Source organism: Microcella pacifica (genome assembly GCF_009371975.2).
GTDB classification, from domain to species: Bacteria; Actinomycetota; Actinomycetes; order Actinomycetales; family Microbacteriaceae; genus Microcella; species Microcella pacifica.
In genome coordinates this window covers 148,219-173,457 of record NZ_VIKT02000001.1, presented here as the reverse complement: position 1 = coordinate 173,457, position 25,239 = coordinate 148,219, and the positions used below count along the sequence as shown (strand labels likewise).

Below are 25,239 nucleotides of genomic sequence, written 5' to 3'. Positions count from 1 at the left end.
CCGGCAGTAGGCTGATGCGGTGAAGATCGCGCGTTTTAGCACCGAGGGAGAGGCCCCCCAGTTCGGCATCGTCGACGCCGACCACCTCGTCGTGCTCACCGGCGACCCGATGTACCACGGGTTCGCCACGACGGGGGAGCGCGTGCCGCTCGCCCAGGCGCGCATCCTCGCACCGGTCATCCCGCGGTCCAAGGTCGTGTGCGTCGGCATGAACTACGCCGCGCACGCCGCCGAGATGGGGCACGACGTCGCCGAGACGCCGCTCATCTTCATGAAGCCCAACACGGCCGTCATCGGGCCGGGCGAGCCGATCATCCTGCCGCCCGTCGAGGGTCGCATCACCCACGAGGGCGAGCTCGTCATCGTCATCGGCGCGATCGCCAAGCGCGTCAAGCCTGAGGACTGGAAGGACGTCGTCTTCGGGTACACGATCGGCAACGACGTCTCCGCCCGCGACGTCATGTTCGCCGACGGGCAGTGGGCGCGCGCAAAGGGCTACGACACCTTCGCACCCATCGGGCCGTACATCGAGACCGACCTCGACCCGACCAACCTCGAGATCGAGACCTTCGTCGACGGGGAGCTGCGGCGCAAGGGCAACACCAACGACTTCATCCACTCGATTCCCGACATCATCGCGTTCATCACGGATGCGTGGACCCTCCTGCCGGGCGACATCATCATGACCGGCACCCCCAACGGTCTCGGCGGGTTCGTCGACGGGCAGACCGTCGAGATCCACATCGAGGGGCTCGGCGTGCTGAGCAACCCCGCCAAGAACCGCGACGATCGGCTCGACCCGGCATGACCACCACCGTGCCGCTGACCGCCGAGACGGTAGCGGCGGCGCAGCGCCGCACTCGGCGCGTGCTCATGGTCGGTCAGGTGCTCGCCGGCCTGGGCATGGGCTCGACGCTCTCGATCGGCGCGATCCTCGCGGCGCAGATCTCGGGCTCGCCCGCCTTCAGCGGCATGGCGGCGACGATGTCGACTCTCGGCGCCGCCCTCGCGGCCGTGCCGCTCGCGCGGCTTGCCCGTCGCTCAGGCCGCGCACCCGCGCTCGCGACCGGCGCCGTGACCGCCGCCCTCGGTGCGGTGCTCGCTATGGCCTCCGCCGGCATCGGCAGCTTCCCGCTGCTCCTGCTGGGCATCCTGCTCATCGGCACGGGCACGGCGGTCAACCTGCAATCGCGCTTCGCTGCCGCCGACCTCTCGGCTCCCGCCACGCGCGGTCGCGACCTCTCCCTCGTCGTCTGGGCGACGACCGTCGGAGCGGTGAGCGGCCCGAACCTCATCGGGCCCGGGGAGAGCCTCGGCGCGGTGCTCGGCCTGCCCGAGCTCAGCGGGCCCTTCCTCTTCACGGTCCTCGCGCAGTGCCTCGCGGCCGCGCTGTACCTCGTCGGGCTCCGACCCGATCCGCTCGCCCTCGCGGCCGCCTGGCAGGACGAGCAGGATCGCGCCACGGCGGCGGAGGCCGCACGCTCAGGGGTCGCCGCCCCTGTGCCGGCCGGGCTGTCGGAGGATCGCGCGGGAGTGCGTCTCGCACTCCTGTCGATCGCGCTCAGCCACGCGACGATGGTCGCCGTCATGGCGATGACGCCCGTGCACCTCACCGATCACGGTGCGAGCCTCGTGATCGTGGGCTTCACGATCAGCCTGCACATCGCCGGCATGTACGCGCTCGCGCCCCTCTTCGGCATCCTCTCCGACCGCCTCGGGCGGCGCCCGACGATCCTCCTGGGCCAGGGAATGCTGCTCGCGAGCCTCGTGATGACCGGGTTCGGAGCCGAGAGCGAGGGCTGGGTCGTCGCCGGGCTCATCTTCCTCGGGCTCGGGTGGAGCGCGAGCACCGTCGCGGGGTCCGCGCTGCTCACCGAGTCGGCGGCCCCGGCACGGCGCCCCATCGTCCAGGGGCGCAGCGACCTGCTCATGAGCGGCAGCGGGGCCGTCGGCGGGGCGCTCGCGGGCCCCCTGCTCGCGGGGCTCGGCTACTCGGGGCTGTCGTTCGTGACGATGGCACTCGTCGGCGTCGTGCTCTCCGCGCTGATCGTGTCACCACGCGGTGTTCGCCCCGCGAACAGGGGGTAGCGCAGCCCCTCGGCTTCCTCGATCGCTCCGCCTAGACTGAGGGCACGCTGCGGCAGGGGGCCGTGATGCGGCACTGCGCGATCTGATCGCGGCTGACCAGGGGGTCGAGGGTGCTGCAGCGGGTTCGGGGGGAACCGTGAGAATGCGTGTCGTCGTCACCATCGTGATGTCAGCGGTGCTCGTGGCCGCACCCGTGAGCGCGACCGCCGCCGAGGTCGACACCGTCGAGCCGGGCTTGGTGGCCTCTGCGCCCGAAGAGCAACGCGAGCTCGAGCCGGCCTCGGGGACGATCGTGCCGACCACGATCACGTCGGCCACGGGACTGCTGCCTACCGCGGGGGTCTACGAGTCGGAGCGTGCCCTCATCCTCCAGCAGACGAATGACCTGCGCGCGACGCGGGGCCTGCCGCCGCTGCGCCTCAACGCCGCCCTCAACGACATCGCGCAGGACTGGTCCGTGCAGCAGGCGCGAAGCTCCCGCATGTCGCACCGGCCCGGCTTCCACCTCCTGTACCCCTCCGGGTGGTCGCGCGCGGCGGAGAACGTCGCCGCGGGCTACAGCCCGAGCGCGGTCGTGGGTGCCTGGGCGGGCTCGACGGGCCACCGCGCCAACATGCTCGCCAACCACACCGACATCGGCATCGGCGTCGCCGTGAGCTCGACGGGGCGCCTCTACTACACGCAGAACTTCGGCCGATACTCGAGCGCGCCGCCGACCCCTCCGGGTGACGTCTACCGCCTCTCAGGCAGTGACCGCTTCGCGACCTCCGCCCAGATCTCCTCCCGCACCTTCCCCTCGGGTGCGAGCACCGTCTACGTCGCGTCGGGTCTCGACTTCCCCGACGCCCTGAGCGCGGCGGCCCTCGCCGGTGCGGCCGACGCGCCCCTGCTGCTCGTCACGCGCTCCTCCGTGCCGTCGGTGATCCTGCGCGAGCTGCGACGCCTCGACCCCGACCGCATCGTCGTCGCTGGCGGCTCCGGCGTCGTCACGTCCTCCGTCATCTCCCGCCTGCGCACGGTCGCATCGGATGTGGATCGCATAGCTGGCGCGAACCGGTACGACACCTCTCGCAGGCTCGCCCTCGACTCCTACGGCGGCGTCGGCGCTCCCGTCGTCTACATCGCTACCGGGGCGGGGTATGCCGATGCGCTCGCCGCCGGCCCCGCTGCCGCCTCCGTGGACGCACCCGTCGTGCTGGTGCCCGGCGCGTCCCGGTCTGCCGACTCCGCCACTCTCGCGCTGCTGCGCCACCTGGACACGGAACGGGTCGTGATCGTGGGCGGTCCGGGTGCCGTCTCGTCGGGCATCCAGCAGTCGCTGAACGCGGCAGGGCTGGCAGTCGAGCGCATCGCGGGCGCTGACCGCTACGCGACGGCGGCGCTCATCGGCGCCGCGCACTTCCCGGATGCCCCGCGCGGGTATCTCGCGACCGGCACGGGCTTCGCCGACGCACTCTCGGGCGGTGCCGCCGCCGGCGCACTGGGAGCACCCCTGTTCACCGTGCGGCCGGGATGCGTGCCGTCGCAGGCCCACTCCGCGCTGCGCGCCCAGAACCCCGACGACCTCGTGCTGCTCGGCGGGCTCGGCGCGCTCTCGCCACGGGTGGCGGGGTTCTACCGCTGCTGAGCCGGGGCGCTCGGGCGCGGTCGAGCGCGGGCCGGGCATCCCGCACCGCCTAGACTGGCTCCCCGTGACCAGCCCCGCCTTCTCCACCGCTACCGGCGCCGACGTGCGCGTGCGCTTCTGCCCCTCGCCGACCGGAACCCCGCACGTCGGGCTCGTTCGCACGGCCCTGTTCAACTGGGCGTACGCGCGCCACACGGGCGGCACCATGGTGTTCCGCATCGAGGACACCGATGCGGCGCGTGACAGCGAGGAGAGCTACCACCAGCTGCTCGACGGCCTGCGCTGGCTCGGCATCGACTGGGACGAGGGCGTCGAGACCGGCGGGCCGCACGCGCCCTACCGCCAGTCGGAGCGCTCGAGCATCTACCGCGCGATCATCGAGCAGCTCACGGCCTCAGGGCACCTCTACGAGAGCTACCTCACGGGCGAGGAGATCGAGGCGCGCAACGTCGCCGCCGGTCGCGACCCGAAGATGGGCTACGACAACTCGGAGCGCGACCTCACCGAGGAGCAGAAGGCCGCGTACCGGGCGGAGGGGCGCGAGCCGGCCATGCGCTTGCGCGTGCCCGACAGCGAGCTGAGCTTCACCGATCTCGTGCGCGGCGAGATCACCTTCCCCGCGGGCAGCTTCACCGACTTCGTCGTCGTGCGCCCCAACGGAGCACCGCTGTACACCTTCGTCAACCCCGTCGACGACGCCCTCATGGGCATTACCCACGTTCTGCGGGGCGAGGACCTGCTGTCGTCGACGCCGCGCCAGATCGCGCTCTACCACGCGCTCATCGAGATCGGCATCGCGCAGGCCATCCCGCAGTTCGGCCACCTGCCCTACGTCATGGGGGAGGGCAACAAGAAGCTCTCCAAGCGCGACCCGGCCTCGAACCTGTTCCACCACCGCGAGCGCGGCTTCATCCGCGAGGGGCTGCTCAACTACCTCTCCCTGCTCGGCTGGTCGCTCACGCACGACCGCGACGTGTTCACGATGGACGAGATGGTCGCCGCGTTCGACATCGTGGACGTCAACCCCAACCCGGCGCGGTTCGACCTGGCCAAGGCGGAATCGATCAACGGCGACCATGTGCGGATGCTCGGTCTCGACGACTTCGTCGAGCGCAGCATCCCGTACTGCGCCGATGCGGGTCTCTTCAACGAGGTTCCGCGCCCGGCCGAGCGCGAACTGCTCATCGCGGCCGCGCCGCTCGTGCAGGAGCGCGTCGGGCTGCTCGGCGAGGTGCCGGGCATGGTCGCGTTCCTCTTCACTGCCGACGACGCGCTCGAGATCGAGCCGGACGCCGCCGCGAGTCTCAAGGACGACGCTGCCGCCGTGCTCGACGCCGGGGTCGCGGCGCTCGAGCCGCTCGACGACTTCACGACCGCGGCGATCGAGGAGGCCCTGCGCGCGGCCCTCGTCGACGGGCTCGGCCTCAAGCCGCGCCTCGCCTTCGGGCCGCTGCGCGTCGCCGTGTCGGGGCGCCGCGTGAGCCCGCCGCTCTTCGAGTCGATGGAGCTGCTCGGCCGCGAGTCGACACTCGCGCGCCTGCGCGCCCTCCGAGCAACCCTCTAGCCGCGTCGCCGCGTCGCCGCGTCGCCGCGCGCCGCCGCGCGCCGCCGCGCTCCGCGCGCCGCCGCGCTCCGCGCTTGGGCCAAATCTGGCGCGAAAGGGCGCTTGCGCTCGAGGCCGAGCGCCTTTTCCCGCCAGATCTGGCGGGAAAAGGGCTACGCGGGTGGGGTGGGGAGGCGGCGCACGTCGGCGACCCGCTCGGCGATGGACGTCTGCGCGGGTGGGCGCAGCAGCACCCAGGCGGCGACCATGACGAGCGTCGACGCGGCGAAGACGGCGAAACCGAGCCAACTCGTCGCATCCTCGACGCCCGCGTACATGCCGTTGAGGTTCTCGCGCATGCCCGTGAGCAACACGAGGCCGACGTGCACGGCGGTGAAAGCCAGGTAGTACCAGAGCACCCAGGCGTGGGTACGTCGAGCGGTGACGTCGCCGAGGAGGCCCGTGGCGCGCATCCAGCCGCGGGGCCACACGGGCGAGAGTCGAAGCCCGGTGAGCAGCGCGAGCGGTGCGGCGACGAACACCGTCGCCGAGTAGAACAGCACCTGCAGGCTGTTGTAACTGCGCCAGCTGTCGTGGGCCGGCCAGTCGAGCGAGAGATACTGCACGCCCGCCGAGAACGCGTTCGGCACGACCGCCCACTCGGTGGGCAGCAGGCGCGCCCAGTGCCCGCTCGCGAGCAGCAGCACGACGTACACGAGGCCCGTCGCGACCCACAGGGCGACGACGACGAGGTGCCACCAGGTGTGGATGCCGAGCCGCTGAGGGGGCCGCGTCGTGCGCAGCGGTCCGCGGTTGCGCCGCGTGACGAACGCGATCGGCCGGGTGCGCGAGCGGATGTGCAGACCCGAGCTCACGATGAAGAGCAGGAAGAACGCGTTGAGGTAGTGGGTCCAGCTCAGCCAGGCCGGGAAGCCCTCGGGCGCGCCGGGCGGCGGCGCGACCGTGCCGGGGTAGTCAGTGAGGAAGGCGGCTCCGGTCGTCGTGTCCCGCCACCAGCGGGCGAGCAGAACGGCCGCCGCGAGCGCGAGCAGCGCCACAGCGGCTGCGACAACGAGGACGCGTCGGCGGCGGAGTCTCGCGTCGGGCACCCCTCTACGGTAGTCGTCGGCGGGTGGGGGCACGGTGAGCGGTGGCCGGGCATCCGGCACCGTGTCGGCGCGCCCGCGTTCGTCGCAGCCGGCGTAGCCGCAGTGGGAGAATGACGCATGGCCACCCTGAACCCGCACCGCCCCGAGTGGGTGCGCTGGATTCCGGCCGCGATTCTGCTGGTCGTCATCGTCGGCGCGGTGCTCGTGGCCGCGATCATGGGGCCGCGCCTCGCAGCGGGGCCAGGCCCCGCCGGCGAGGACCAGGTGACCGACCTCAACTGGTCGGTGTTCACCGAGCAGGGTCTGCGTTTCATCGACGACGCACGAACCCCGCGCATCGACCTCAGCTCGCCCCCCGTCGATGCCGTCGAGCTCGGCCTGCCGGCGGATGGCTCGCTCACCGTGGGGCCTCACCCGACGGGTCTCGACTACCGTCTCGTGCTCATCGCGACCGAGACCGAGCCGAACGGTGCGCTCTTCACGACGCCGCAGTTCACCGTGACGACGTCAGGAGGCCAGCTCGCCTCGGTGCGTGTTGAGGAGCGGGGCTCGCTCACCTTCACCGACGCCTTCCTCGCGGTGAGCGAGCGCGTGCCCGACCTGGGGTTCACGGCTCCGCCCGCACGCGATCTCGCGCAGGCGATCTCCGATGCGCGCGAGAGCGGGCGACCCGAGGCTGTGCGGTCCGACACGGGGTCGGCGGCCGGGATGGACGTCGTCGCCGAGGTGACGTGCTTCGGGGCCGGGTTCTGCCAGGTGTCGTATCTCGTCACTCCGCAGGTAGGCTAAACTCGACACTTGGTCCGGCTCCGGTCGGCACCGGTGGGGTATGGTGTAATTGGCAACACGGCTGATTCTGGTTCAGTTGTTCTTGGTTCGAGTCCAGGTACCCCAGCCAATGCCGCATCGTCGATCGGGCTCGCTCTTACGGGTCTTTTCTCGTTGCGATCGGGCTGCCAAGGCGAGAGCACGCGCGAGCCGCACTCGCGTGTCGGCGGGGCAGGGCAAGATACCTGTATGAGCCGGGAGTCGTCAGTCGAGTTTCTGCAGCCTGTCGCGCCCCTGCACATTCGGTCTCGGGATCGCGTTCGCGACTTCGGCGAGGTCTACACGCAGCCACGCGAGGTAGACGCGATGCTCGACCTGATTCCGGATGCCTTCACGCAGATCGACACTCGGTTTCTCGAGCCAGCGGCGGGCAACGGCAACTTCCTGGTGGCCATTCTCGAACGCAAGATCGCGCGCATCGACGAGGCATTTCACGGCGGCACGCCCCACTGGTTCGAGTTCGCCCTGATGCGCTGTCTCGCCTCCATCTACGGGGTAGACATCGACGATGCGAACGTGCTGGAGGCGCGCGAGCGGATGGCCACCGTCATCGATGCAGCGCACGCTGTCGGCGGCTACGACCCGAGCCCTCAGTTCACGAGGGCCGTTATCACGATTCTGTCGACCAACATCGTGCAGGGGGACTCGCTGAACGCGGCGCACCAGATCGTACTCGTCGAGTACACGCCGGTCGCCGTGGAAAAGTTTGACCGCGTGCCGTCAGAGCTGGAACCGCCGGCGATGGACCTCTTCTACGAGCCGCCGATGTCGTTGCCGACGGTGCACTTCTTGGAGTTGGGCGCATGAGCGAGGCGGCGGTGATCGCGGCGGAGAAGCATGTACCGGATGTGCTCGAGACCCTCGCGCAGCTGCCCAACGACGACGTGTACACGCCGCCGAAGGTCGTCGGCGCCATGCTCGACGTGCTCCCCGATCACGTGTGGAGCGAGCCTGACTACCGGTGGCTCGACCCCGCGACGAAGTCGGGCATCTTCCTTCGCGAGGTGTTCCGACGCCTGATGGTCGGGCTCGCCCCGTGGCAGCCAGACGGCGTGAAGCGCCGCGAGCACATCTTGAAGAACATGATCTTCGGCTCCGCGACGACGCAACTCAACGGCGAGATCGCCCGCCGCACGCTGTACCAGACGCGCGACGCGACCGGACTGCAGGTGAAGGACCCGTCTCTCGAAGACCTCGTCGTGCACTTCGACGAGCCCCACGGCAATGTGCCGTATGTCGAGACCGAGCACACTCTCGACAAGAAGGAGCGGTTCTGCACGGTGTGCCGCGCGCCGGCGACGCTTATTCGGGAGCGTCGAGAGTCGTTCGCCTACTCATTCATCCATGGCACGTACCCCACGAAGGAGCTGGCCGCCATGAAGTTCGATGTGATTGTCGGAAACCCTCCGTACCAGATCGGGATGGACGACGGGAAGGGCAACCGCACCGCGAACATCACACCGCTCTACAACCTCTTCGTCGAGAAGGCGATCGCGATGAACCCGAAGTATGTCGTGATGATCACGCCGTCTCGGTGGTTCGCCGGCGGCAAGGGTTTGAACGAGTTTCGAGACAAGATGATCGCGGACCGCCGCTTGCGCGTACTTGTGGACAATCCCAAGCTCTACGACGTGTTTCCCATGGCGAAGATCGAAGGGGGCGTGTCCTACTTTCTGTGGGACCGCGAGTATCTAGGTGATTGCGAATTCTCGACGCGCATCGGCGGGAATGTCCGGGACACGCGTACTCGAGACTTGCGGCTCGGTCGAGGCGTATTGCTGCGTGACAATTTTGCTGCAGGAATCGTGCAGAAAATCGCCAGTGACCCCTTTTCAAAGGGGTCTCTGGCGGACCTCGTGTCCGCCAGTGACCCCTTTGGGCAGTCCATCAAGACAAACTTCAAGGGTGCTTCGGACTCGCCGTTCGAGGGCTCGATTCCTCTCGTATTTGCAACCAAGGTCGGGCACATCGATCCAGACATGCTGGAACGCAACCGCGCGTGGGTTGAGCGTTGGAAGGTGCTCATTCCAATGGCCTTTGGCGACTCGGGTGCCGAGAACTTTAGTGTGACCGGTGAACCCATAGCTCTCGCGCCCGGCTCGGCGTGCACACAGAGTTACCTCGTTGCCGGGACCTTCGACAACAGCCAGGAGACGCAGAACTACGCTTACTACTTGACCACAAAGTTCGTTCGATTCCTGGTGCTTCAGCGAAAGATTTCGCAGCATCTGACGAATGCACGTTTCACGTTTGTCCCGCTCCTTGATATGAGCCGCCGTTGGACCGATAGCGACCTGTACCAGCAGTTCCGACTTAGCGACGAGGAGGTCGAATACATCGAGCGCATGATTGCGTCACGAGAACCGATCCTGTCGCTCGACTCGCCAATCCCCGCCACGCACCTTCCCGGCGGCCGCAAATACCGCCCCGGTGACGTGTCTGACGAGGTTGAGCCCGAGGGCGACGTCGACGAGTGACGAACTACATCTACGCCTACACCCACACCGGCAAGTCCACGAAATGGCGCCGGGGTGATCTGCGGGGCGCTTTCGAGATCAAGGTCGGCGAGACGCGCAACCCCGGCATCGAACGTGTGCGCCAGCAGGTCGGCACCGCATTTCCTGGGCTGCACGGTGTCGACATCCTCTTCCACTCCGAAAAGGCGCAGCGCCCCGACGGGTCGGACTTCAGCGACCGGGACGTGCACGGCGTTCTGACCAGCCACGGAGTTGTCAAGACCGGTGGTGAGTGGTTCGCCGCCACGCAGCACGAGGTGCTTGCGGCGATCCGCTCTCTGCAGCACGGCATCGGCTTCGAGCCGACGCGCGTGCACGACTTCGCGATGAGGCCTGAGCAGATGCGCGCCGTCGACGCGACGGCCGCGTTCTTCGAGTCGCACGATGACGGGGCAGCGAAGTATCTCTGGAACGCCAAGATGCGCTTTGGCAAGACCTTCACCACGTACCAGCTGGCGAAGCGCATGGGCTGGACGAAGATGCTCATCCTCACCTACAAGCCGGCCGTGCGCAGTGCCTGGCGCGACGACCTGCTGAGCCACGTCGACTTCGTCGACTGGCAGTACGTTGATGCGAGCATCCCGTCGACGATGGCGGATTCCATGCTCGAGAACGGCCGGCCGACCGCCTGGTTCGCCTCGTTCCAAGACGTCATCGGCCGCGGGCCAGACGGTCAGCCGAAGGAGAAGAACCAGACCCTGCATCTTGTCGACTGGGACTGCATCGTCATCGACGAGTTCCACTTCGGTGCGTCAACGGCCGCTGCGCGGGAGATCTACGACCCGCAGGACAGGGCAGAGCTCGCGCTGGCCCAGTTGCTCGAGAAGGCTGCCGACGAGTCGAGCGATACCGAAGCCGACGTCGTGCCCGACCTCGACGTTGGCCTGAAGACCCGGTGCCACCTGCACCTGTCGGGCACGCCCTTCAGGGCCATCACCAATGGCGACTACGACGACTCGCAGGTCTTCACCTGGACCTACATCGACGAGCAGCGCGCGAAGACCAGCTGGCCGCCCGCGAAGGGCGCCAACCCCTACGACGAACTACCGCCTTTGGAGATGTACACCTACGCGATGGGCGCTGCCGCCGACAACTTCGCCGATGACGGCGAGTTCGCAGGGTTTGACCTGAACACCTACTTCAAAGCCAAGAAAATCGGCGAGGCGTACGAGTTCGACAAGCCGGACAACGTCCTAGCCTTCCTCGACCTCATCCGCGGCAAGAAGTCGTTGCCGTCCCGGATCGTCGATGGCGCCGACAATGATGCGGAGTTCCCGTACGAGTCGGCGAGGTTCACCGACGCCGTGCGACACTCGGTGTGGTTCATGCAGGACGTCGCATCATGCGAAGCCATGGCCACGATCTTGCGAGCGGACCCGTTCTTCAGCTCCTTCGAGATCTACGTGGCAGCTGGCACGAAGGCCAAGATCGGCGCGGCCGCCCTCGAACCGGCCCGGGAAGCGATTCGTCGCGCGGATGAGACAGCCAAGTCGGGATCCATCACGCTCTCCTGCGGAAAGCTGATGACCGGCGTGACCGTGCCCGAATGGGCCTCCATCTTCATGCTGCGCTCCCTCAAGGCGCCCGAATCCTACTTCCAGGCCGCGTTTCGTGTTCAGTCGCCGTGGAAGGTCGACGGGCAAATCAAGAAGCACGTCGCCTACGTGTTTGAGTTCGATCCCAATCGCGCACTGAGCCTGGTTGCGCTGTACGGCACCGAGCTGGCCAACAACTCGCCCGACCGCAAGGAGACCCAGGCGTCGGTGCTGGGGGAGCTCATCAACTTCCTCCCCATCTTCGCAGTCGACGGGGGCCGCATGGAGCGGCTGGATGTCACGGCGATCCTCGACTGGGCGCACGGCGGCATCGGCGCCAACTCGCTCGCACGACGGTGGCGCTCGGTCGATCTGTACAACCTCAACGGCGTGACCATGGATCGCCTTCTCAACGACGCCGACCTGATCGCCGAACTCGAGCAGATCGAAGACTTCCGCAGCATCCGCGAAGAGGCGGAGAGAATCGTCACAGCGTCGAAGAAGCTCGGTACGGTGAAGCGCGAGGGTGGCGGCGCAGCCGAGCAGAGGAAGCCCAAGAAGGAGATCGCGGAGAAGCGGAAGAACATTCGCGAGAAGCTCAAGAAGGTCTCGGCGAAGGTGCTCATCTTCATGTACTTGACCGACTTCCGGGAGGAGCGGCTCGCTCATGTGATTGAGTCGCTCGACACTGACCTGTTCGTGAGATCGACAGGTCTGAGCCTCGAGAGCTATCGCAAGCTGACGGAGATCGGCGTCATCGATGTCGGCAACATGACGGACGCGATCCAGAAGTTCCGCTACTTCGAGAAGAAGAGCATCGAAGCCATGGTTGATTCGCAGCCCGTCACATAATGAGACTCTCGAAGAGTGGTCGACAAGTCCACTTGGCCCGCGACATGGCGGCCGTCAGTGGTTCGCTGATAGAATGTCACTGCAGGACGCCTTAGTGGTCTCCCGCACCTGCTGAAACCCCGCCTTGAGCGGGGTTTCGTGTTGTCGGGCCTTAGGAGTTCGGCCAGACATAGTCGCGCGCCGTACATGACCAGATCAGATTCACAATCTTGGCGATGTGAGGTCGAGCCCGGGCGTCCTCTTCCCGAATGGGCTTCCAATGCCGTCGGCACATGAAGTACGTCGCGACATCAGCGGCCTGCAGAAGTCTGCTGTGATGCGACGGCCCAAAGTACACCGTGTCGACGAGATTCGTGATCCGCCGACCCGAATATCCGGCGAGCGTGTCCGCCCGCATCCGACGAAAACGTCTGCGTCCATCCTCGGCGGTGTGGTGCTCATCAGCAACGACGATCGCCCGTTCGCCCAGACGGGCCAGATGTTCGTCGGCGGTCTCGAGTGCTTGGGCGAAAGCCAACTCGTGAGGCGGGAAGGGGTAGCGGTAGCGCTGCTCCAGGCGGGGCATGTCGAGCCCGCGCAAGATGAACGTCGCGCCCGAGCGAGCAATCGCCTTCGCCGTGAGAACGCTTGCCTTCACGCGGAGGCCAACAGGGACGGAGTCCCAAGCTCTCTCGCCATGAAACATGTCATATGCGTGAAACTCCGTTGTCGGGTCGAAGCCTTCGACTTCGTGCGCAACGATCTGACCGATGCGGTCGAGGCTCGACTGCAGGTGGCCTACGGCGTCGTCGTCAGCGACAAGCGCGCCGATGACGTACAGCAGGTTGAGGTGGGCCGACTCATCCGCATAGACAATTCTCACTCAGCCATCCTTCTCTTACTCACCGACGCTGCCGGGCTGGTTGCCCACAGCTTTCGCAACGCTTGCTTCGGGACCAGGGCGCGTACGCTCGACACGTGCGCCTCAGAGTGATCGACGGCGGCTCGAACACCGTCCGTCTGCTCGCCCTCGCCCGCGCGCTCCTGACGTTCGTGGCCGCGGTCGCGCCGTGGCGCATCCCTCGTGCGATCCCGCCGCTCGCGCTGCTATTCGAGGTCGGTGCGCGGCACATCGCGCTGCTGCGCGCCCCCGCGGTACGCCGCGGCCTCGTCCTCACGGGCGCGGGCTCCCTCCCCGCCGCAGACGACCGCCGAGGCCGCGCATCTGCTGTGAGCGAGTCGACGGAGCCCGCGCCCACGCCCTAGGTTCGAGACATGGCACCTCACGCCGCGTCGATCGTCGGCTCGGGCCCGAACGGTCTGGCGGCGGCCGTGATCTTGGCCAGGGCGGGCATCCGCACCACGGTCTTCGAGCGATCGGCTCATGTCGGCGGTGGGGCGCGCACCGCGGAGCTGACGCTGCCGGGCTACCGGCACGATGTCGGGTCGGCAGTCCACCCCCTCGCGGTGTCGTCTGGCTTCTTCCGACGCTTCCAGCTCGACAGGCGCGTCGAGCTGCGCACTCCCGAGCGCTCGTACGGGCATCCTCTTGATGGTCGCCCGGCGGCGATCGCGTACCGCAGCCTCGATCGCACCACCCACAGTCTCGGTGTCGACGGCCCGGCGTGGAAACGGTTCTTCGCGCCCCTCGTGGACCGCGCGGCCCACGTCGCCCAGTTCACGGGCTCGAGCCTCGTGCGCGTGCCCGACCATCCGATCGCGGCGGCCCTGTTCGGGCTGCGCTCCCTCGAGCAGGGCGGTGCGGCGTGGAATCTGCGGTGGCGGGACGACGCGGCGCCCGCCCTCCTCACCGGCGTCGCGGCGCACTCGGTGCAGCCCATGCCCTCGCTCGGCACCGCCGGCACGGCCCTCTCTCTCGCGACCGCCGGTCACGCCGGGGGCTGGCCGATCCCGGTGGGCGGCAGTCAGGCGATCACCGACGCGCTCGTCGACGACCTGCTCGCCCACGGCGGCACGATCGAGGCCGGCGTCGAGATTACCTCGCTCGCCGAGCTGCCGCCCTCCGACGTCGTGCTGCTCGACGTGACCCCGCGCGCGCTTGAGCGTCTGGCGGGGGACGCGCTGCCCGACCGCTACCGGCGTACGCTGCTCGACTACCGGTACGGCCCCGGCATCGCGAAGGTCGATTTCGCGCTGAGCGGCCCCGTACCGTGGTCCGACCCCGAACTCGGAAAGACGCCGACGCTGCACCTCGGGGGAGCGCGGCGGGCGATCGCCGCCTCCGAGGCGACCGTCGCGCGCGGGCGCCACTCCGACGACCCGTACGTGCTCGTGTCGCAACCGTCGATCGTCGACGACTCCCGCGCACCCGCCGGGCACCACGTGCTGTGGGCCTATACGCACGTGCCGAGCGGGTCGACCGTGGACCAGACGGAGGCGATCACGCGCCAGATCGAGCGTTGGGCCCCGGGCTTCCGCGACCTGATCCTCGCCTCCACGAGCGCCACGGCGGCCCAGATGGAGATCGAGAACCCCAACTACATCGGCGGCGACATCGCGGCCGGCGCCGCAACGCTGCGGCAGCTCATCGCCCGCCCGTCGCTCTCGCCCGAGCCGTGGCGAACCCCCGTCCCCGGCCTCTATCTCTGCTCGTCGGCGACCCCGCCCGGGCCGGGGGTGCACGGCCTCAGCGGCGCGTACGCCGCCCGCAGCGCCCTCAAGCACGAGTTCGGCCTGCACCGGCTCCCCGCCCTCGGTATCGGGCAGGGCTGGTAGGTCGAGCCGCTAGTCGAGGTCGAGCGAGTCTCCCGCCTCGAGGGCCACGAAGGTGCCGCCGTGCAGCTCGGTCACGCGCTGAATGCGGGCGTTCGCCATCCTCTGCCCGATCTCAGAGTTGACCCGTTCGTGGGTCGGGAAGGAGCGACGTGGCCGCACGACGTCGAGGTAGTCCATGACCTCGCCGATCTTGAGCCACGGCGCGCTCGAGGGCACGGCGAGCACGTCGACGGGCCGCTCGGGCACGGTGTAGGAGTCGCCGGGGTAGTAGAGGGTCTCGTTCACGAACACGCCGAGGTTGTCGACGATCGGAATGCTGCGATGGATCGTCGCGTGGCGCCCGCCCGAGAACGCGAGGGCGAAGGGGCCGGCCGCGCGCACGTCGCCCGCCACGACGATGGTCCAGTCGTATCCCGGATGCTCGGCCGCGACTCCCGCGGGCGCGAAGAGCTCCACGGCCCCGGGTGCGGCAGCCAGCAGGCGGTCGAGGTGCTCGGTCGCGACGTGGTCGGCGTGCTCGTGGGTGACGACGATCGCGGCGAGATTCTCGGCGGTGAAGGGGGCGGTGAAGCTCCCCGGGTCGATGACAAGGCTCGCGCCCTCGTGCTCGATGACGAGACACGCGTGCTCGCGCTTGGTGAGGATCATGGGCACACTGTACTCACCGGGGGTGGGCCGGCCCTTGACGGGCGATACCCCAGGGGGGTATGGTCGCCCTCGTGATCGAGGACATCAAGAAGAGGGCCCTGCACCGTTCGCGCATCCTGCAGGGTCAGTTGCGCGGCATCGAGAAGATGATCGAGAACGAGGATTACTGCGTCGACATCATCACGCAGTCCCTCGCCGTGCAGAAGAGCCTGCGCAGCCTCAACAAGCTCCTCGTCGAGAACCACCTGCGCACGCACGTGACCGACATGTTCGACGCGGGCGGCGAGGAGCGCGAGAAGGCGATGGCCGAGCTGCTCGCCGTCTTCGAGCTCAAGAACAACCGGGGGGAGTAAGCATGGCGCACGACCACGAGACGCACACGCGTCACGAGACCACCGCGACGAAGGATGCGCCGCACGGCCACGGGGCCGACGGCGACCACACGGGGCACGACCCCGCGCAATTTCAGCGCAAGTTCTGGCTGAGCCTCGCGCTCACCGTCCCGATCCTCGTCTTCTCGCCCGGGCTGCAGAACCTCCTCGGCCTCGACGGCCCGCGGTTCCCGGGCAGCGAGTTCATCTCCGCCGGGCTCGGCGCGTTCCTCTTCTTCTACGGTGGCTGGGTCTTCCTGCGCGGCGCCTGGGTCGAGCTGCGGCAAAAGCAGCCCGGCATGATGACCCTCATCTCGCTCGCGATCGTCGTCGCCTTCGGCTACAGCGCTGCCGTCACCCTGGGTCTCGACGGCATGGACTTCTGGTGGGAGCTCGCGACCCTCATCACGATCATGCTGCTCGGCCACTGGCTCGAGATGTCGGCGGTCATGGGAGCGCAGAACGCTCTCGGCGAGCTCGCCGCGCTCATTCCCGATGAGGCCGAGCTCGTGGTGGGCGACGGCGGCGACGAGACGCGCACGGTCGCGGCCTCCGAGCTCGTGGTCGGCGACCGCGTGATCGTGCGCCCCGGGTCGGCGATCCCCGCCGACGGCACGGTCGTCGACGGCGAGAGCGACGTCGACGAGTCGCTCCTCACGGGCGAATCCGAGCCGATCGGCAAGCACAAGGGCGACGCCGTCGTGGCCGGGTCGGTCGTGGGAGGCGGATCCCTCACCGTCGAGGTCACGAAGACGGGGGAGGACACTGCGCTCGCGGGCGTCATGAAGCTCGTCGCCGACGCTCAGAGCTCGAAGTCGGGCACCCAGCTGCTCGCCGACCGCGCCGCCGCGCTGCTGTTCTACCTCGCCCTCGCCGCGGCGATCATCACCGCGATCGTGTGGACCGTGGTGCGCCCGGGCGAGCCCGACTTCGTGCTGGCGCGCGTCGTGACGGTGCTTGTCATCGCCTGCCCGCACGCTCTGGGCCTCGCCATCCCGCTCGTCGCCCAGATCTCGACGTCGCGCGGTGCGAAGCAGGGCCTGCTCATCCGTTCGCGCCCCGCACTCGAGACCGCGCGCACGATCGACGTCGTGCTGTTCGACAAGACGGGCACCCTCACCGAGGGCCGTCAGGGCGTCGAGACGGTCGTCGTCGGCGACGGAGTCGACGAGGACGAGGCTGTGACGCTCGCCGCCGCCGTCGAGGCGAAGAGCGAGCATCCCATCGCCCGCGCGATCATCGCCGAAGCCGCCGATCGCGACCTGAAGAAGCGCCGCAGCGCGCAGTTCACCGCGGTCTCCGGCAGGGGCGTGACCGCGCGCGTCGGCGACACGGAGTACTCGGTCGCGAGCGGTCGCTGGGTGACCGAGCAGAGCATCGAGGTGCCGAGCACTCTCGTCGCCGCGGCCCGCGAGGCGGGCGAGGCCGGGCAGACGGTCGTCTATCTTCTCGAGGGGGATGCCGTACTCGCGCTCTTCGCGATCGCCGACGTGATCCGTCCCGAATCGCGCGACGCCGTCGCGGCTCTGCAGAAGCGCGGCGTGCGGGTCGCGCTGCTCACGGGCGACGCGCAGCCCGTCGCCGAGTGGGTCGGCCGCGAGCTCGGCATCGACGAGGTGCACGCCGAGGTGCTGCCCGGCCAGAAGTCCGACGTCGTGGCCGAGCTGCAGCGCGGCGGCACGAGCGTCATGATGGTCGGCGACGGCGTCAACGACGCCCCCGCACTGGCTCGCGCCGATGTGGGCATGGCGATCGGAGCGGGAACGGACGTCGCCATCGAGTCGGCAGGCATCGTGCTCGCCTCGAGTGACCCGCGCGGCGTCGACCAGGCGATCCAGCTCAGTCGCCGCACCTACGCGAAGATGCAGCAGAACCTCGTGTGGGCGGCCGGCTACAACGTCGTCGGCATTCCGCTCGCGGCAGGAGTGCTCGCGGGCGTCGGCTTCCTGCCCTCGCCCGCGCTCGGCGCCGTGCTCATGAGCGTGTCGACGATCGTCGTCGCGCTCAACGCACAACTGCTGCGGCGAGGCTGACGCGTCGGTCCGCCGGCGGCCGTCCGGCGGATCGTGACGCGGTTTCGCGCCATAATCAGCGGATGACATCGTCGTCGCGTCGCGTGGTCGTCGCCATCAACCCGGCAGCATCCTTCGGCCTCGGCAGCGAGGTCGGGCCGGCCCTCGTCACGACGCTCCGCGGCCTCGGCCACGAGGTCACGAGCCTCACCGAGCCCGACTTCGCGCAACTGCTCGACGCGACGCGCGCGGCGCTGCGCGAGAAGCCCGATGCTCTCGTCGTCGGCGGCGGCGACGGCATGGTGAACCTCGGCGTCACGGCGCTCGAGGGCACGCGCATACCCCTCGGGATCGTGCCGAGCGGCACCGGCAATGACATGGCGCGGGGGCTGAGCATCCCGATCGGAGACACCGAGGCGGCGATCACGGCGCTCACCGCGGCGCTGCATCGGCCGCCGCGCGTCATCGACGCTGGTCGCATCGCGTTCGACGGCGGCCGGGCGCGGTTCGCGTGCATCCTCGCGGCCGGGTTCGACGCCCTCGTCAACGAACGCGCCAACCGCATGCGCTGGCCGCGCGGCCGCAGCCGGTACACGATCGCGCTGCTCATCGAGCTCGCACGGCTGCGCCCGATCGAGTACCGGCTCACGCTCGACGGCGTCGAGCACGTCGAGCGTGCGCTGCTCGTCGCCGTCGCCAACAACCTGTCCTTCGGCGGCGGCATGAAGGTCGCCCCCGACGCCTCCCTCGACGACGGGCTCTTCGACGTCGTGCTCGTGCGGCCCCTCGGGCGGCTCGCCTTCCTGCGCATCTACCCCCGCGTCTTCGCCGGAACCCACGTGACCGACAGCCGCGTCGTCGTGCACCGCGCGCGCGAGGTGCGCATCGAGGCGGCGGGTGTCGTGGCCTACGCCGACGGAGAGCGGATCGCACCGTTGCCCGTCGACATCCACATGCAGGAGGGCTCCCTGCGAGTGCTCGCGTAGCGGTCGCGGCCCCGGTTTGGTCGGGGTGTGAGCCCTATGGCATACTCGACTGGTTGCGTGACGGCCCCATCGTATAGCGGCCTAGTACGCCGCCCTCTCACGGCGGTAACGCGGGTTCGAATCCCGCTGGGGTCACCACAAGAACCCCCGGTTTTCCGGGGGTTCTTGTCATTCCGGCTCAGCATGACCTAGCTGAGTGTCTCTTCTGCCCCCATTTCACCCACGGCTGCGAGTGGCGTTGGTTGCAGGTGATCGCGTTGACACGCGGATTCGGGCGCGCGGGTGACAGCGTGTCACCAGGTTCTCGTCGTGTTCGTGGTCGGATCCGGTGCTGCCACTGGCACGCGTCACGGCGCTCTCGCTACACCCCGCTGCTCAATCTCTGCGCGGCACATGCTGAAGATGACCGATCGCCTCATCCAGCAAATCGCTGACATGCGCGTCGAACAACGAGTAGTGGATGTGACGGCCGTGACGCGTCCCGGTCACCAAGCTCAGATGCCGAAGCAGACGCAGATGGTTCGACACTGTGGTCTGACCGATCGCCAGCCTTTCGCCGAGCTCGGTCACCGTGCTCGATCGGGAGCGGAGAACGCTCAGGATGCGCAGACGAACCGGCGATGCCAGTGCCTGCATGATCTCTGCGAGCCGTTCGGCATCCGTCCCGGAGAGAGGGCCAAGGCCCTGACGTGGCATCGGACTGATCATGTTCAAGATTCTCGCCACTGATCACGATTATCATTCACACCATCAATATATCACAAGGTTATGATGTATGGTCGACCTATGAGTGCCTCTTCGACCGCCACCGCTCCCACCGCGACTTCTCAGGATCACGAGCACGGGTCTGCCCGTTGGGAGCTCTGGTTCGCCATCGCCGCCGGCGTCACCTACGCCGCAGGGATGGTCGCGGAGATCGCGCTCGGGTTACCGATGGTCGGATGGCCTCTGGCGTTCTTCCTCGCCACCTACTTCTTCGGTGGCTACTTCACGATTCGCACGGCAATCTCGTCGACACTGCGTGGGAAGTTCGAGGTCGACTTCCTCATGCTCGTCGCGGCAGTGGGCGCGGCCCTGATCGGTCGATGGGCGGAAGGTGCAGTGCTGCTGTTCCTGTTCAGCCTCGGCCACGCGCTCGAGGAGTACGCACTCAGCCGCGCCAGCAAGTCGATCGAATCGCTCGCGGAGTTGGCACCCCGTAGCGCCCTGGTCCGCCGCGACGGCGAGGAGCCCGTGGAGGTTCCCGTGGAGGAGATCGTCGTGGGCGACGTGGTCGTGGTGCGCCCGAATTCCCGTATCCCTTCAGACGGCTTCGTCTCCACAGGGCAATCCGCCGTCGACCAGTCCGCGGTGACCGGGGAGTCGATCCCGGTCGAAAAGGAACCCGTCCCGGACCGGGAGCGGGCACTGCGCACCGTCGACACGCTCCCCGCCGCCAACAGGGTATTCGCAGGCACTGTCAACGGATCGGGGGTCTTGGAGATCGTCGTCACCGCGACCTCGGCAGACTCGACCCTGAGCAAAGTGGTGGAGCTCGTGCGCACCGCCGACCAGGCTGCGTCGCCCACGCAGCAGTTCATCGACCGCTTCCAGCGCTGGTATGTCCCCGCCGTGATCGTCGGTGTCGCCGCGACTCTGCTGGTGGCGATGCTGGTATTCGCCCAGCCTTTCCAGGATGCGTTCTATCTCGCGATGACCGTGCTGGTCGCAGCGAGCCCCTGCGCTCTCGCGATCGCGACACCGGCAGCCGTCCTCGCGGGGGTGGCGCGTGCGGCGAGAGCCGGCCTACTCGTGAAAGGCGGCGCGCCGCTCGAGACGCTGGGAAAGGTCAAGGCGATCGCCTTCGACAAGACAGGCACACTGACCTGGGGCATGCCGCGAGTCACGACGGTCATCCCCGCCGAGGGCACATCTGAGGCCGAGCTGATCGTCGCACTGATCGCCGTCGAGGCCCTCAGCGACCACCCCCTCGCCGCCGCGATCGTTCGCGATCTGACACCACGCGTGACGGAGAGCGACCCGGTTACGGCAACAGACCTCGAGTCTGTGACCGGCCGCGGCATCCGTGCAACGATCGACGGTGACTCCGTCGAAGTCGGCAACCTTCGCATGTTCGACGAGCAGAAGCTCACCCTGCCTGCTCCTCTGGCAGATGAGTACAGGCGAGTGCGGGACTCGGGCCAGACCCTGGTGATCGTGCGCCGCGGCGACCGGTTCCTCGGCATCGTCGGCGTGATGGATGCCTCGCGTGAGGAATCCGCCCAGGTACTGAGCGCCCTCCGCGACGCGAACATCAAGCAGCTCGTCATGATCTCCGGGGACAACCAGCGCGTCGCTGACGCCATCGGCCGAGAGGTCGGCGTCGACACCGCGATCGGAGAATTGCTGCCCGAAGACAAGGTCACCGAGATCACTCGCCTCGCCGCGACCCACCGCCCCATCGCGATGGTCGGCGACGGCGTCAACGACGCCCCCGCCATGGCACGTGCCGACATCGGCATCGCCATGGGCGCCGCCGGGTCAACGGTCGCCTTGGAGACCTGCGACATCGCTCTGATGAGCGACGACCTAGGGCGCGTGCCCTTTGCGGTGCGGCTCAGCCGCGCCACCAGCCGCATCATCCGACAGAACCTCATCGCCAGTCTGGCCATCGTCGCATTCCTCATCGTCGCGACCTTCGTCGGCCTGAACATCGGGGCCGTCGTGCTCATTCACGAAGGCTCTACCCTCATCGTCGTCGCCAACGCACTGCGGCTCCTGAACTTCGAGCGAGGCAAGGAGCACCACGGGATAGACCACGAGGACAAGCCCGCCCCCTGAACCGAACGCGGCCTCGGCCAGTCGCGAGGGCGATTCTCAGTGCGCCGACGTAGCGCGTTCGGCGGCTCGGCGGTCGGAGCCGCCGGGATTCGCTAGGCTGTCACGCGCGAGGGGGAGTATCCCGAATCGCCGCGATCGTCATCACGAGCTGCTACGACAGCAGCTCCGGGCGCGGCGCCACCGGCACGGTGGGGGAGAGACCGTCGAGTTCTTCTGACCCCTCCCATCGAAAGGCTCCCGTGAGCGACGTCGTCATTCCCGCTTGGTTCGAGATCGGCTCGCTCGTCATCCTGAGCGCCGTCCTCATCGCCGACCTGCTGCTCGTCATCAAGCGCCCGCACGTGCCAAGCCCTCGCGAATCCGGACTGTGGGTGGCCTTCTACGTGACCCTGGCTCTCATCTTCGCGGGGCTCATGTTTGTCATCGCGGGTGCCGACGCTGGCGGCGAGTTCGTGGCCGGCTGGCTCACCGAGTACAGCCTCTCGATCGACAACCTCTTCGTGTTCGTGCTGATCATGGCGCAGTTCAACGTTCCTCGGCGCATGCAGCAGCGCGTGCTCATGATCGGCATCATCCTGGCGCTGCTGTTCCGCGGCATCTTCATCCTGCTCGGCGCAGCACTCATCGCGAACTTCAGCTGGGTGTTCTACATCTTCGGAGCGTTTCTGCTCGTCACGGCCGCGCAGCAGGCCTTCAGCGGCCGCGAAGACGATGAAGAGCGCGAGAGCAAGCTCATCGGGTTCCTGCGCAAGCGCATCCCGATCACCGACGAGTACGACGGCATGAAGATGCGCACGCGCATCGACGGCAAGGCCTTCTTCACGCCTCTGCTCATCGTCCTCATCGCGATCGGCACGACCGATGTGATCTTCGCCCTCGACTCGATTCCCGCGATCTTCGGCATCACCCAGAGCCCTTTCATCGTCTTCACGGCCAACGTCTTCGCCCTCATGGGGCTGCGCCAGCTGTACTTCCTGCTCGGCCATCTCGTCGACAAGCTCGAATACCTCAAGTACGGCATCGCGTTCATCCTCGCCTTCATCGGCGTCAAGCTCGTGCTGCACGCGCTCCACGAGAACGAGCTGCCCTTCATCAACGGCGGCGAGCACGTGCCCGTGCCCGAGATCGACACCTGGACGTCGCTCATCGTCATCCTCGTCGCCATGGCGGTGGCGGTCGTGCTGAGCCTGCTCAAGATCCGCCGCGAGGGCCGCTACCTGCCGACCGCGATCATCGGCAGTGCGGACGACGAGGAGGAGGGGTCCGAAGCCGCGTCTGCTGCGGCGGGGACCGAGAACACCGAGACTCGCAGCGGGCGCTGAGCCGAGCATCCCCCGGTGGTAACCTGGCTCCATGCAGCGCGAGCGGTTCCTTCTCCTTCGTCGCCGCGGCGAGTCCTGATCACCCCAGGTCGCATTCTCGCCGCGGAGTCTCGACGCGGCCGCTTCGATTCGAACTGCTAGAAGGGTGACCACCCATGACGACCGATTCCGTGAGCACGACGACTGACCGGCCCCGCACTCTCGCCGAGAAGGTCTGGGCCTCCCACCTCGTCGCCGAAGGCGCGAAGGGCGAGCCCGACCTGCTCTACATCGACCTGCACCTCGTGCACGAGGTCACGAGCCCGCAGGCCTTCGACGGCCTCCGTCTCGCCGGCCGTCCTGTGCGCCGCCCCGACCTGACGATCGCGACGGAAGACCACAACACTCCGACGCTCGCGATCGACAAGCCCATCGCCGAGCCGACGAGCCGCAAGCAGATCGAGACGCTGCGCGCCAACGCGCAAGAGTTCGGGATTCGCCTGCACTCGCTCGGCGATGTCGAGCAGGGCATCGTGCACGTCGTCGGCCCGCAGCTGGGCCTCACGATGCCGGGCATCACGGTAGTGTGCGGCGACAGCCACACATCCACCCACGGCGCATTCGGCGCCCTCGCCATGGGCATCGGCACGAGCGAGGTCGAGCACGTGCTCGCCACCCAGACGCTGCCCCTCAAGCCGTTCAAGACCATGGCGATCACGGTCGAGGGCGAGCTCAAGCCCGGCGTGACGGCGAAAGACATCATCCTCGCCGTCATCGCCAAGATCGGCACGGGCGGCGGGCAGGGCTACGTGCTCGAATACCGCGGCTCGGCGATTCGCGCCCTCTCCATGGATGGCCGCATGACGATCTGCAACATGTCGATCGAGGCGGGTGCGCGGGCAGGCATGGTCGCCCCCGACGAGACGACCTACGCCTACCTCAAGGGTCGCCCGCACGCTCCGGAAGGAGCCGACTGGGATGCAGCGGTCGAGTACTGGAACACGCTGCGCACCGATGACGACGCCCTGTTCGACGCCGAGGTGTACCTCGACGCGAACGAGCTCGAGCCCTTCGTCACGTGGGGCACCAACCCCGGTCAGGGAGTCTCGCTGAGCGAGAGCGTTCCCGACCCCGCGACGATCATCGACGCCAACGAGCGTGCCGCGGCCGAGCGCGCCCTCGAGTACATGGACCTCGCCGCGGGCACGCCCATGAAGCAGATTCCCGTCGACGCCGTGTTCATGGGCTCCTGCACCAACAGCCGGCTCGACGACCTGCGCGCGTTCACCTCGATCATCAAGGGCCAGAAGAAGGCCGAGGGTGTTCGCGTCATGGTCGTTCCCGGCTCTGCGCGCGTGCGTCTCGAAGCGGAGGCCGAAGGGCTCGACAAGATCGTCGAGGAGTTCGGTGCTGAATGGCGCTTCGCGGGCTGCTCCATGTGCCTGGGCATGAACCCCGACCAGCTCGCCCCGGGGGAGCGCTGCGCCTCCACGAGCAACCGCAACTTCGAGGGTCGGCAGGGCAAGGGCGGTCGCACCCACCTCGTGAGCCCGCTCGTCGCGGCGGCCACGGCCATCCGGGGCACGCTCTCGAGCCCGGCCGACCTGCTCGCGGACGGCATTGCCGTCGATACTGAGTACACGGGCGTCGAGGGGGTGAGCGCGTAGTGGACAAGGTCACAACCGTCACCGGCGTCGCCGTGCCCCTGCGGCGCTCCAACGTCGACACCGATCAGATCATCCCCGCCGTCTTCCTCAAGCGCGTCACGAAGACCGGCTACGACGACGGGCTCTTCCACGAGTGGCGGAAGGACCCGCAGTTCATCCTCAACCGCCCCGAGTACGCCGGCGCTCGCATCCTCATCACGGGCTCCGACTTCGGCACCGGCTCGAGCCGCGAGCACGCCGTGTGGGCTCTGCGCGACTTCGGCTTCGCCGCCGTGATCAGCCCCAAGTTCGCCGACATCTTCCGCGGCAACGCTGGCAAGCAGGGGCTGCTCGCCGGCCAGGTCGACGAGGCGACGGTCGAGCAGTTCTGGGCCGAGCTCGAGGCGAGCCCCGGCATGGAGGCGACGGTCGACCTCGAGGCCCGCACCGTGACGGTGGGGAATATCACGGCCCCGTTCGAGATTGACGATTACACGCGCTGGCGCCTGCTCGAAGGGCTCGACGACATCGCGCTCACGCTGCGCGACGAGCAGGCGATCACCGATTTCGAAGCCCGCCGCGAAAGCTGGCGGCCGACGACTCTGCCCGCTCGCTGACGCGGGCGGCGCAGAGACAACGCAC

21 protein-coding genes and 2 tRNA genes are annotated in these 25,239 nt (G+C 68.1%); 19 read left to right on the top strand and 4 right to left on the bottom strand.

All coding sequences use genetic code 11. The annotated features are described in order from the left end of the window. The first annotated feature begins 19 nt into the window (after positions 1 to 19). The 4 genes from FK219_RS00825 (at position 20) to gltX (ending at position 5,279) form a co-directional block, all read left to right on the top strand. On the top strand, positions 20 to 808 hold the full coding sequence (locus FK219_RS00825) for a fumarylacetoacetate hydrolase family protein (protein ID WP_152581990.1): 789 nt from the start codon (positions 20 to 22) through the stop codon (positions 806 to 808). Beyond that, a complete protein-coding gene (locus FK219_RS00820) occupies positions 805 to 2,088 on the top strand; it encodes an MFS transporter (RefSeq protein WP_152581989.1) in 1,284 nt (427 codons plus the stop codon). Before FK219_RS00825 ends, FK219_RS00820 begins: the two co-directional genes overlap by 4 nt. A 142-nt stretch (positions 2,089 to 2,230) precedes the next feature. After that, positions 2,231 to 3,715 (top strand): cell wall-binding repeat-containing protein, encoded by a 1,485-nt coding sequence (locus FK219_RS00815; RefSeq protein WP_235923665.1) that lies wholly within the window; start codon positions 2,231 to 2,233, stop codon positions 3,713 to 3,715. 64 nt (positions 3,716 to 3,779) lie between these two features. Beyond that, positions 3,780 to 5,279, top strand: coding sequence for a glutamate--tRNA ligase (gltX, locus tag FK219_RS00810; RefSeq protein WP_152581987.1), 1,500 nt, complete (start codon positions 3,780 to 3,782; stop codon positions 5,277 to 5,279). Between the two features lie 152 nt (positions 5,280 to 5,431). On the opposite strand, the gene FK219_RS00805 is transcribed toward gltX, so the two are convergent. Further along, positions 5,432 to 6,367, bottom strand: a complete 936-nt coding sequence (locus FK219_RS00805; protein ID WP_165638003.1) for a cytochrome b/b6 domain-containing protein — start codon at positions 6,365 to 6,367, stop codon at positions 5,432 to 5,434. 117 nt (positions 6,368 to 6,484) lie between these two features. On the opposite strand from FK219_RS00805, the gene FK219_RS00800 reads away from it, so the two are divergent. The 5 genes from FK219_RS00800 (at position 6,485) to FK219_RS00780 (ending at position 12,098) form a co-directional block, all read left to right on the top strand. Continuing rightward, the gene (locus FK219_RS00800) at positions 6,485 to 7,156 is read left to right on the top strand and encodes a hypothetical protein (RefSeq protein WP_165638002.1); all 672 of its coding nucleotides are present in this window, start codon (positions 6,485 to 6,487) and stop codon (positions 7,154 to 7,156) included. Positions 7,157 to 7,190: 34 nt separating this feature from the next. After that, positions 7,191 to 7,265: transfer RNA gene (locus FK219_RS00795), tRNA-Gln, on the top strand. A gap of 236 nt (positions 7,266 to 7,501) precedes the next feature. Beyond that, entirely contained in the window at positions 7,502 to 8,002 is a 501-nt protein-coding gene (locus FK219_RS13540) for a hypothetical protein (protein WP_235923643.1), read from the top strand. After that, the gene (locus FK219_RS00785) at positions 7,999 to 9,672 is read left to right on the top strand and encodes an Eco57I restriction-modification methylase domain-containing protein (RefSeq protein ID WP_152581985.1); all 1,674 of its coding nucleotides are present in this window, start codon (positions 7,999 to 8,001) and stop codon (positions 9,670 to 9,672) included. Before FK219_RS13540 ends, FK219_RS00785 begins: the two co-directional genes overlap by 4 nt. After that, complete coding sequence (locus FK219_RS00780) at positions 9,669 to 12,098, top strand: GIY-YIG nuclease family protein (RefSeq protein ID WP_152581984.1); 2,430 nt, start codon at positions 9,669 to 9,671, stop codon at positions 12,096 to 12,098. Before FK219_RS00785 ends, FK219_RS00780 begins: the two co-directional genes overlap by 4 nt. Before the next feature lie 151 nt (positions 12,099 to 12,249). Here FK219_RS00780 and FK219_RS00775 read toward each other — a convergent pair whose 3' ends face one another. Continuing rightward, positions 12,250 to 12,960, bottom strand: a complete 711-nt coding sequence (locus tag FK219_RS00775) for a DUF3800 domain-containing protein (RefSeq protein WP_152581983.1) — start codon at positions 12,958 to 12,960, stop codon at positions 12,250 to 12,252. Between the two features lie 95 nt (positions 12,961 to 13,055). On the opposite strand from FK219_RS00775, the gene FK219_RS00770 reads away from it, so the two are divergent. Together FK219_RS00770 and FK219_RS00765 are read left to right on the top strand one after the other, a co-directional pair. Next, positions 13,056 to 13,343 carry a hypothetical protein gene (locus FK219_RS00770; protein ID WP_152581982.1) on the top strand — a complete coding sequence of 96 codons (288 nt, stop codon included), beginning with the start codon at positions 13,056 to 13,058 and terminating at the stop codon, positions 13,341 to 13,343. 9 nt (positions 13,344 to 13,352) lie between these two features. Then, entirely contained in the window at positions 13,353 to 14,813 is a 1,461-nt protein-coding gene (locus FK219_RS00765) for a phytoene desaturase family protein (RefSeq protein WP_152581981.1), read from the top strand. Between the two features lie 9 nt (positions 14,814 to 14,822). On the opposite strand, the gene FK219_RS00760 is transcribed toward FK219_RS00765, so the two are convergent. Beyond that, positions 14,823 to 15,461, bottom strand: a complete 639-nt coding sequence (locus FK219_RS00760) for an MBL fold metallo-hydrolase (protein ID WP_152581980.1) — start codon at positions 15,459 to 15,461, stop codon at positions 14,823 to 14,825. Between the two features lie 71 nt (positions 15,462 to 15,532). Here FK219_RS00760 and FK219_RS00755 point away from each other — a divergent pair, with 71 nt between their 5' ends. The 4 genes from FK219_RS00755 (at position 15,533) to FK219_RS00740 (ending at position 18,968) form a co-directional block, all read left to right on the top strand. Then, positions 15,533 to 15,814: a metal-sensitive transcriptional regulator gene (locus tag FK219_RS00755; protein WP_152581979.1), complete on the top strand. Its 282-nt coding sequence runs from the start codon at positions 15,533 to 15,535 to the stop codon at positions 15,812 to 15,814. A gap of 2 nt (positions 15,815 to 15,816) precedes the next feature. After that, the gene (locus FK219_RS00750) at positions 15,817 to 17,865 is read left to right on the top strand and encodes a heavy metal translocating P-type ATPase (RefSeq protein ID WP_152581978.1); all 2,049 of its coding nucleotides are present in this window, start codon (positions 15,817 to 15,819) and stop codon (positions 17,863 to 17,865) included. A gap of 62 nt (positions 17,866 to 17,927) precedes the next feature. Further along, the gene (locus tag FK219_RS00745; protein WP_152581977.1) at positions 17,928 to 18,830 is read left to right on the top strand and encodes a diacylglycerol kinase family protein; all 903 of its coding nucleotides are present in this window, start codon (positions 17,928 to 17,930) and stop codon (positions 18,828 to 18,830) included. Positions 18,831 to 18,892: 62 nt separating this feature from the next. Further along, positions 18,893 to 18,968: transfer RNA gene (locus FK219_RS00740), tRNA-Glu, on the top strand. 237 nt (positions 18,969 to 19,205) lie between these two features. Here FK219_RS00740 and FK219_RS00735 read toward each other — a convergent pair. Further along, positions 19,206 to 19,538: an ArsR/SmtB family transcription factor gene (locus tag FK219_RS00735; RefSeq protein ID WP_152581976.1), complete on the bottom strand. Its 333-nt coding sequence runs from the start codon at positions 19,536 to 19,538 to the stop codon at positions 19,206 to 19,208. Positions 19,539 to 19,616: 78 nt separating this feature from the next. Between FK219_RS00735 and FK219_RS00730 the strand changes: the two genes are divergently transcribed. The 4 genes from FK219_RS00730 (at position 19,617) to leuD (ending at position 25,214) form a co-directional block, all read left to right on the top strand. Then, on the top strand, positions 19,617 to 21,650 hold the full coding sequence (locus FK219_RS00730; RefSeq protein WP_210416740.1) for a heavy metal translocating P-type ATPase: 2,034 nt from the start codon (positions 19,617 to 19,619) through the stop codon (positions 21,648 to 21,650). A 239-nt stretch (positions 21,651 to 21,889) separates the two neighbouring features. Continuing rightward, on the top strand, positions 21,890 to 22,972 hold the full coding sequence (locus FK219_RS00725; RefSeq protein ID WP_152581974.1) for a TerC family protein: 1,083 nt from the start codon (positions 21,890 to 21,892) through the stop codon (positions 22,970 to 22,972). A 155-nt stretch (positions 22,973 to 23,127) separates the two neighbouring features. After that, positions 23,128 to 24,618, top strand: a complete 1,491-nt coding sequence (leuC, locus tag FK219_RS00720) for a 3-isopropylmalate dehydratase large subunit (protein ID WP_152581973.1) — start codon at positions 23,128 to 23,130, stop codon at positions 24,616 to 24,618. Beyond that, positions 24,618 to 25,214 (top strand): 3-isopropylmalate dehydratase small subunit, encoded by a 597-nt coding sequence (leuD, locus tag FK219_RS00715; RefSeq protein ID WP_152581972.1) that lies wholly within the window; start codon positions 24,618 to 24,620, stop codon positions 25,212 to 25,214. The genes leuC and leuD overlap by 1 nt, the downstream gene beginning before the upstream one ends. Positions 25,215 to 25,239: the final 25 nt, after the last annotated feature.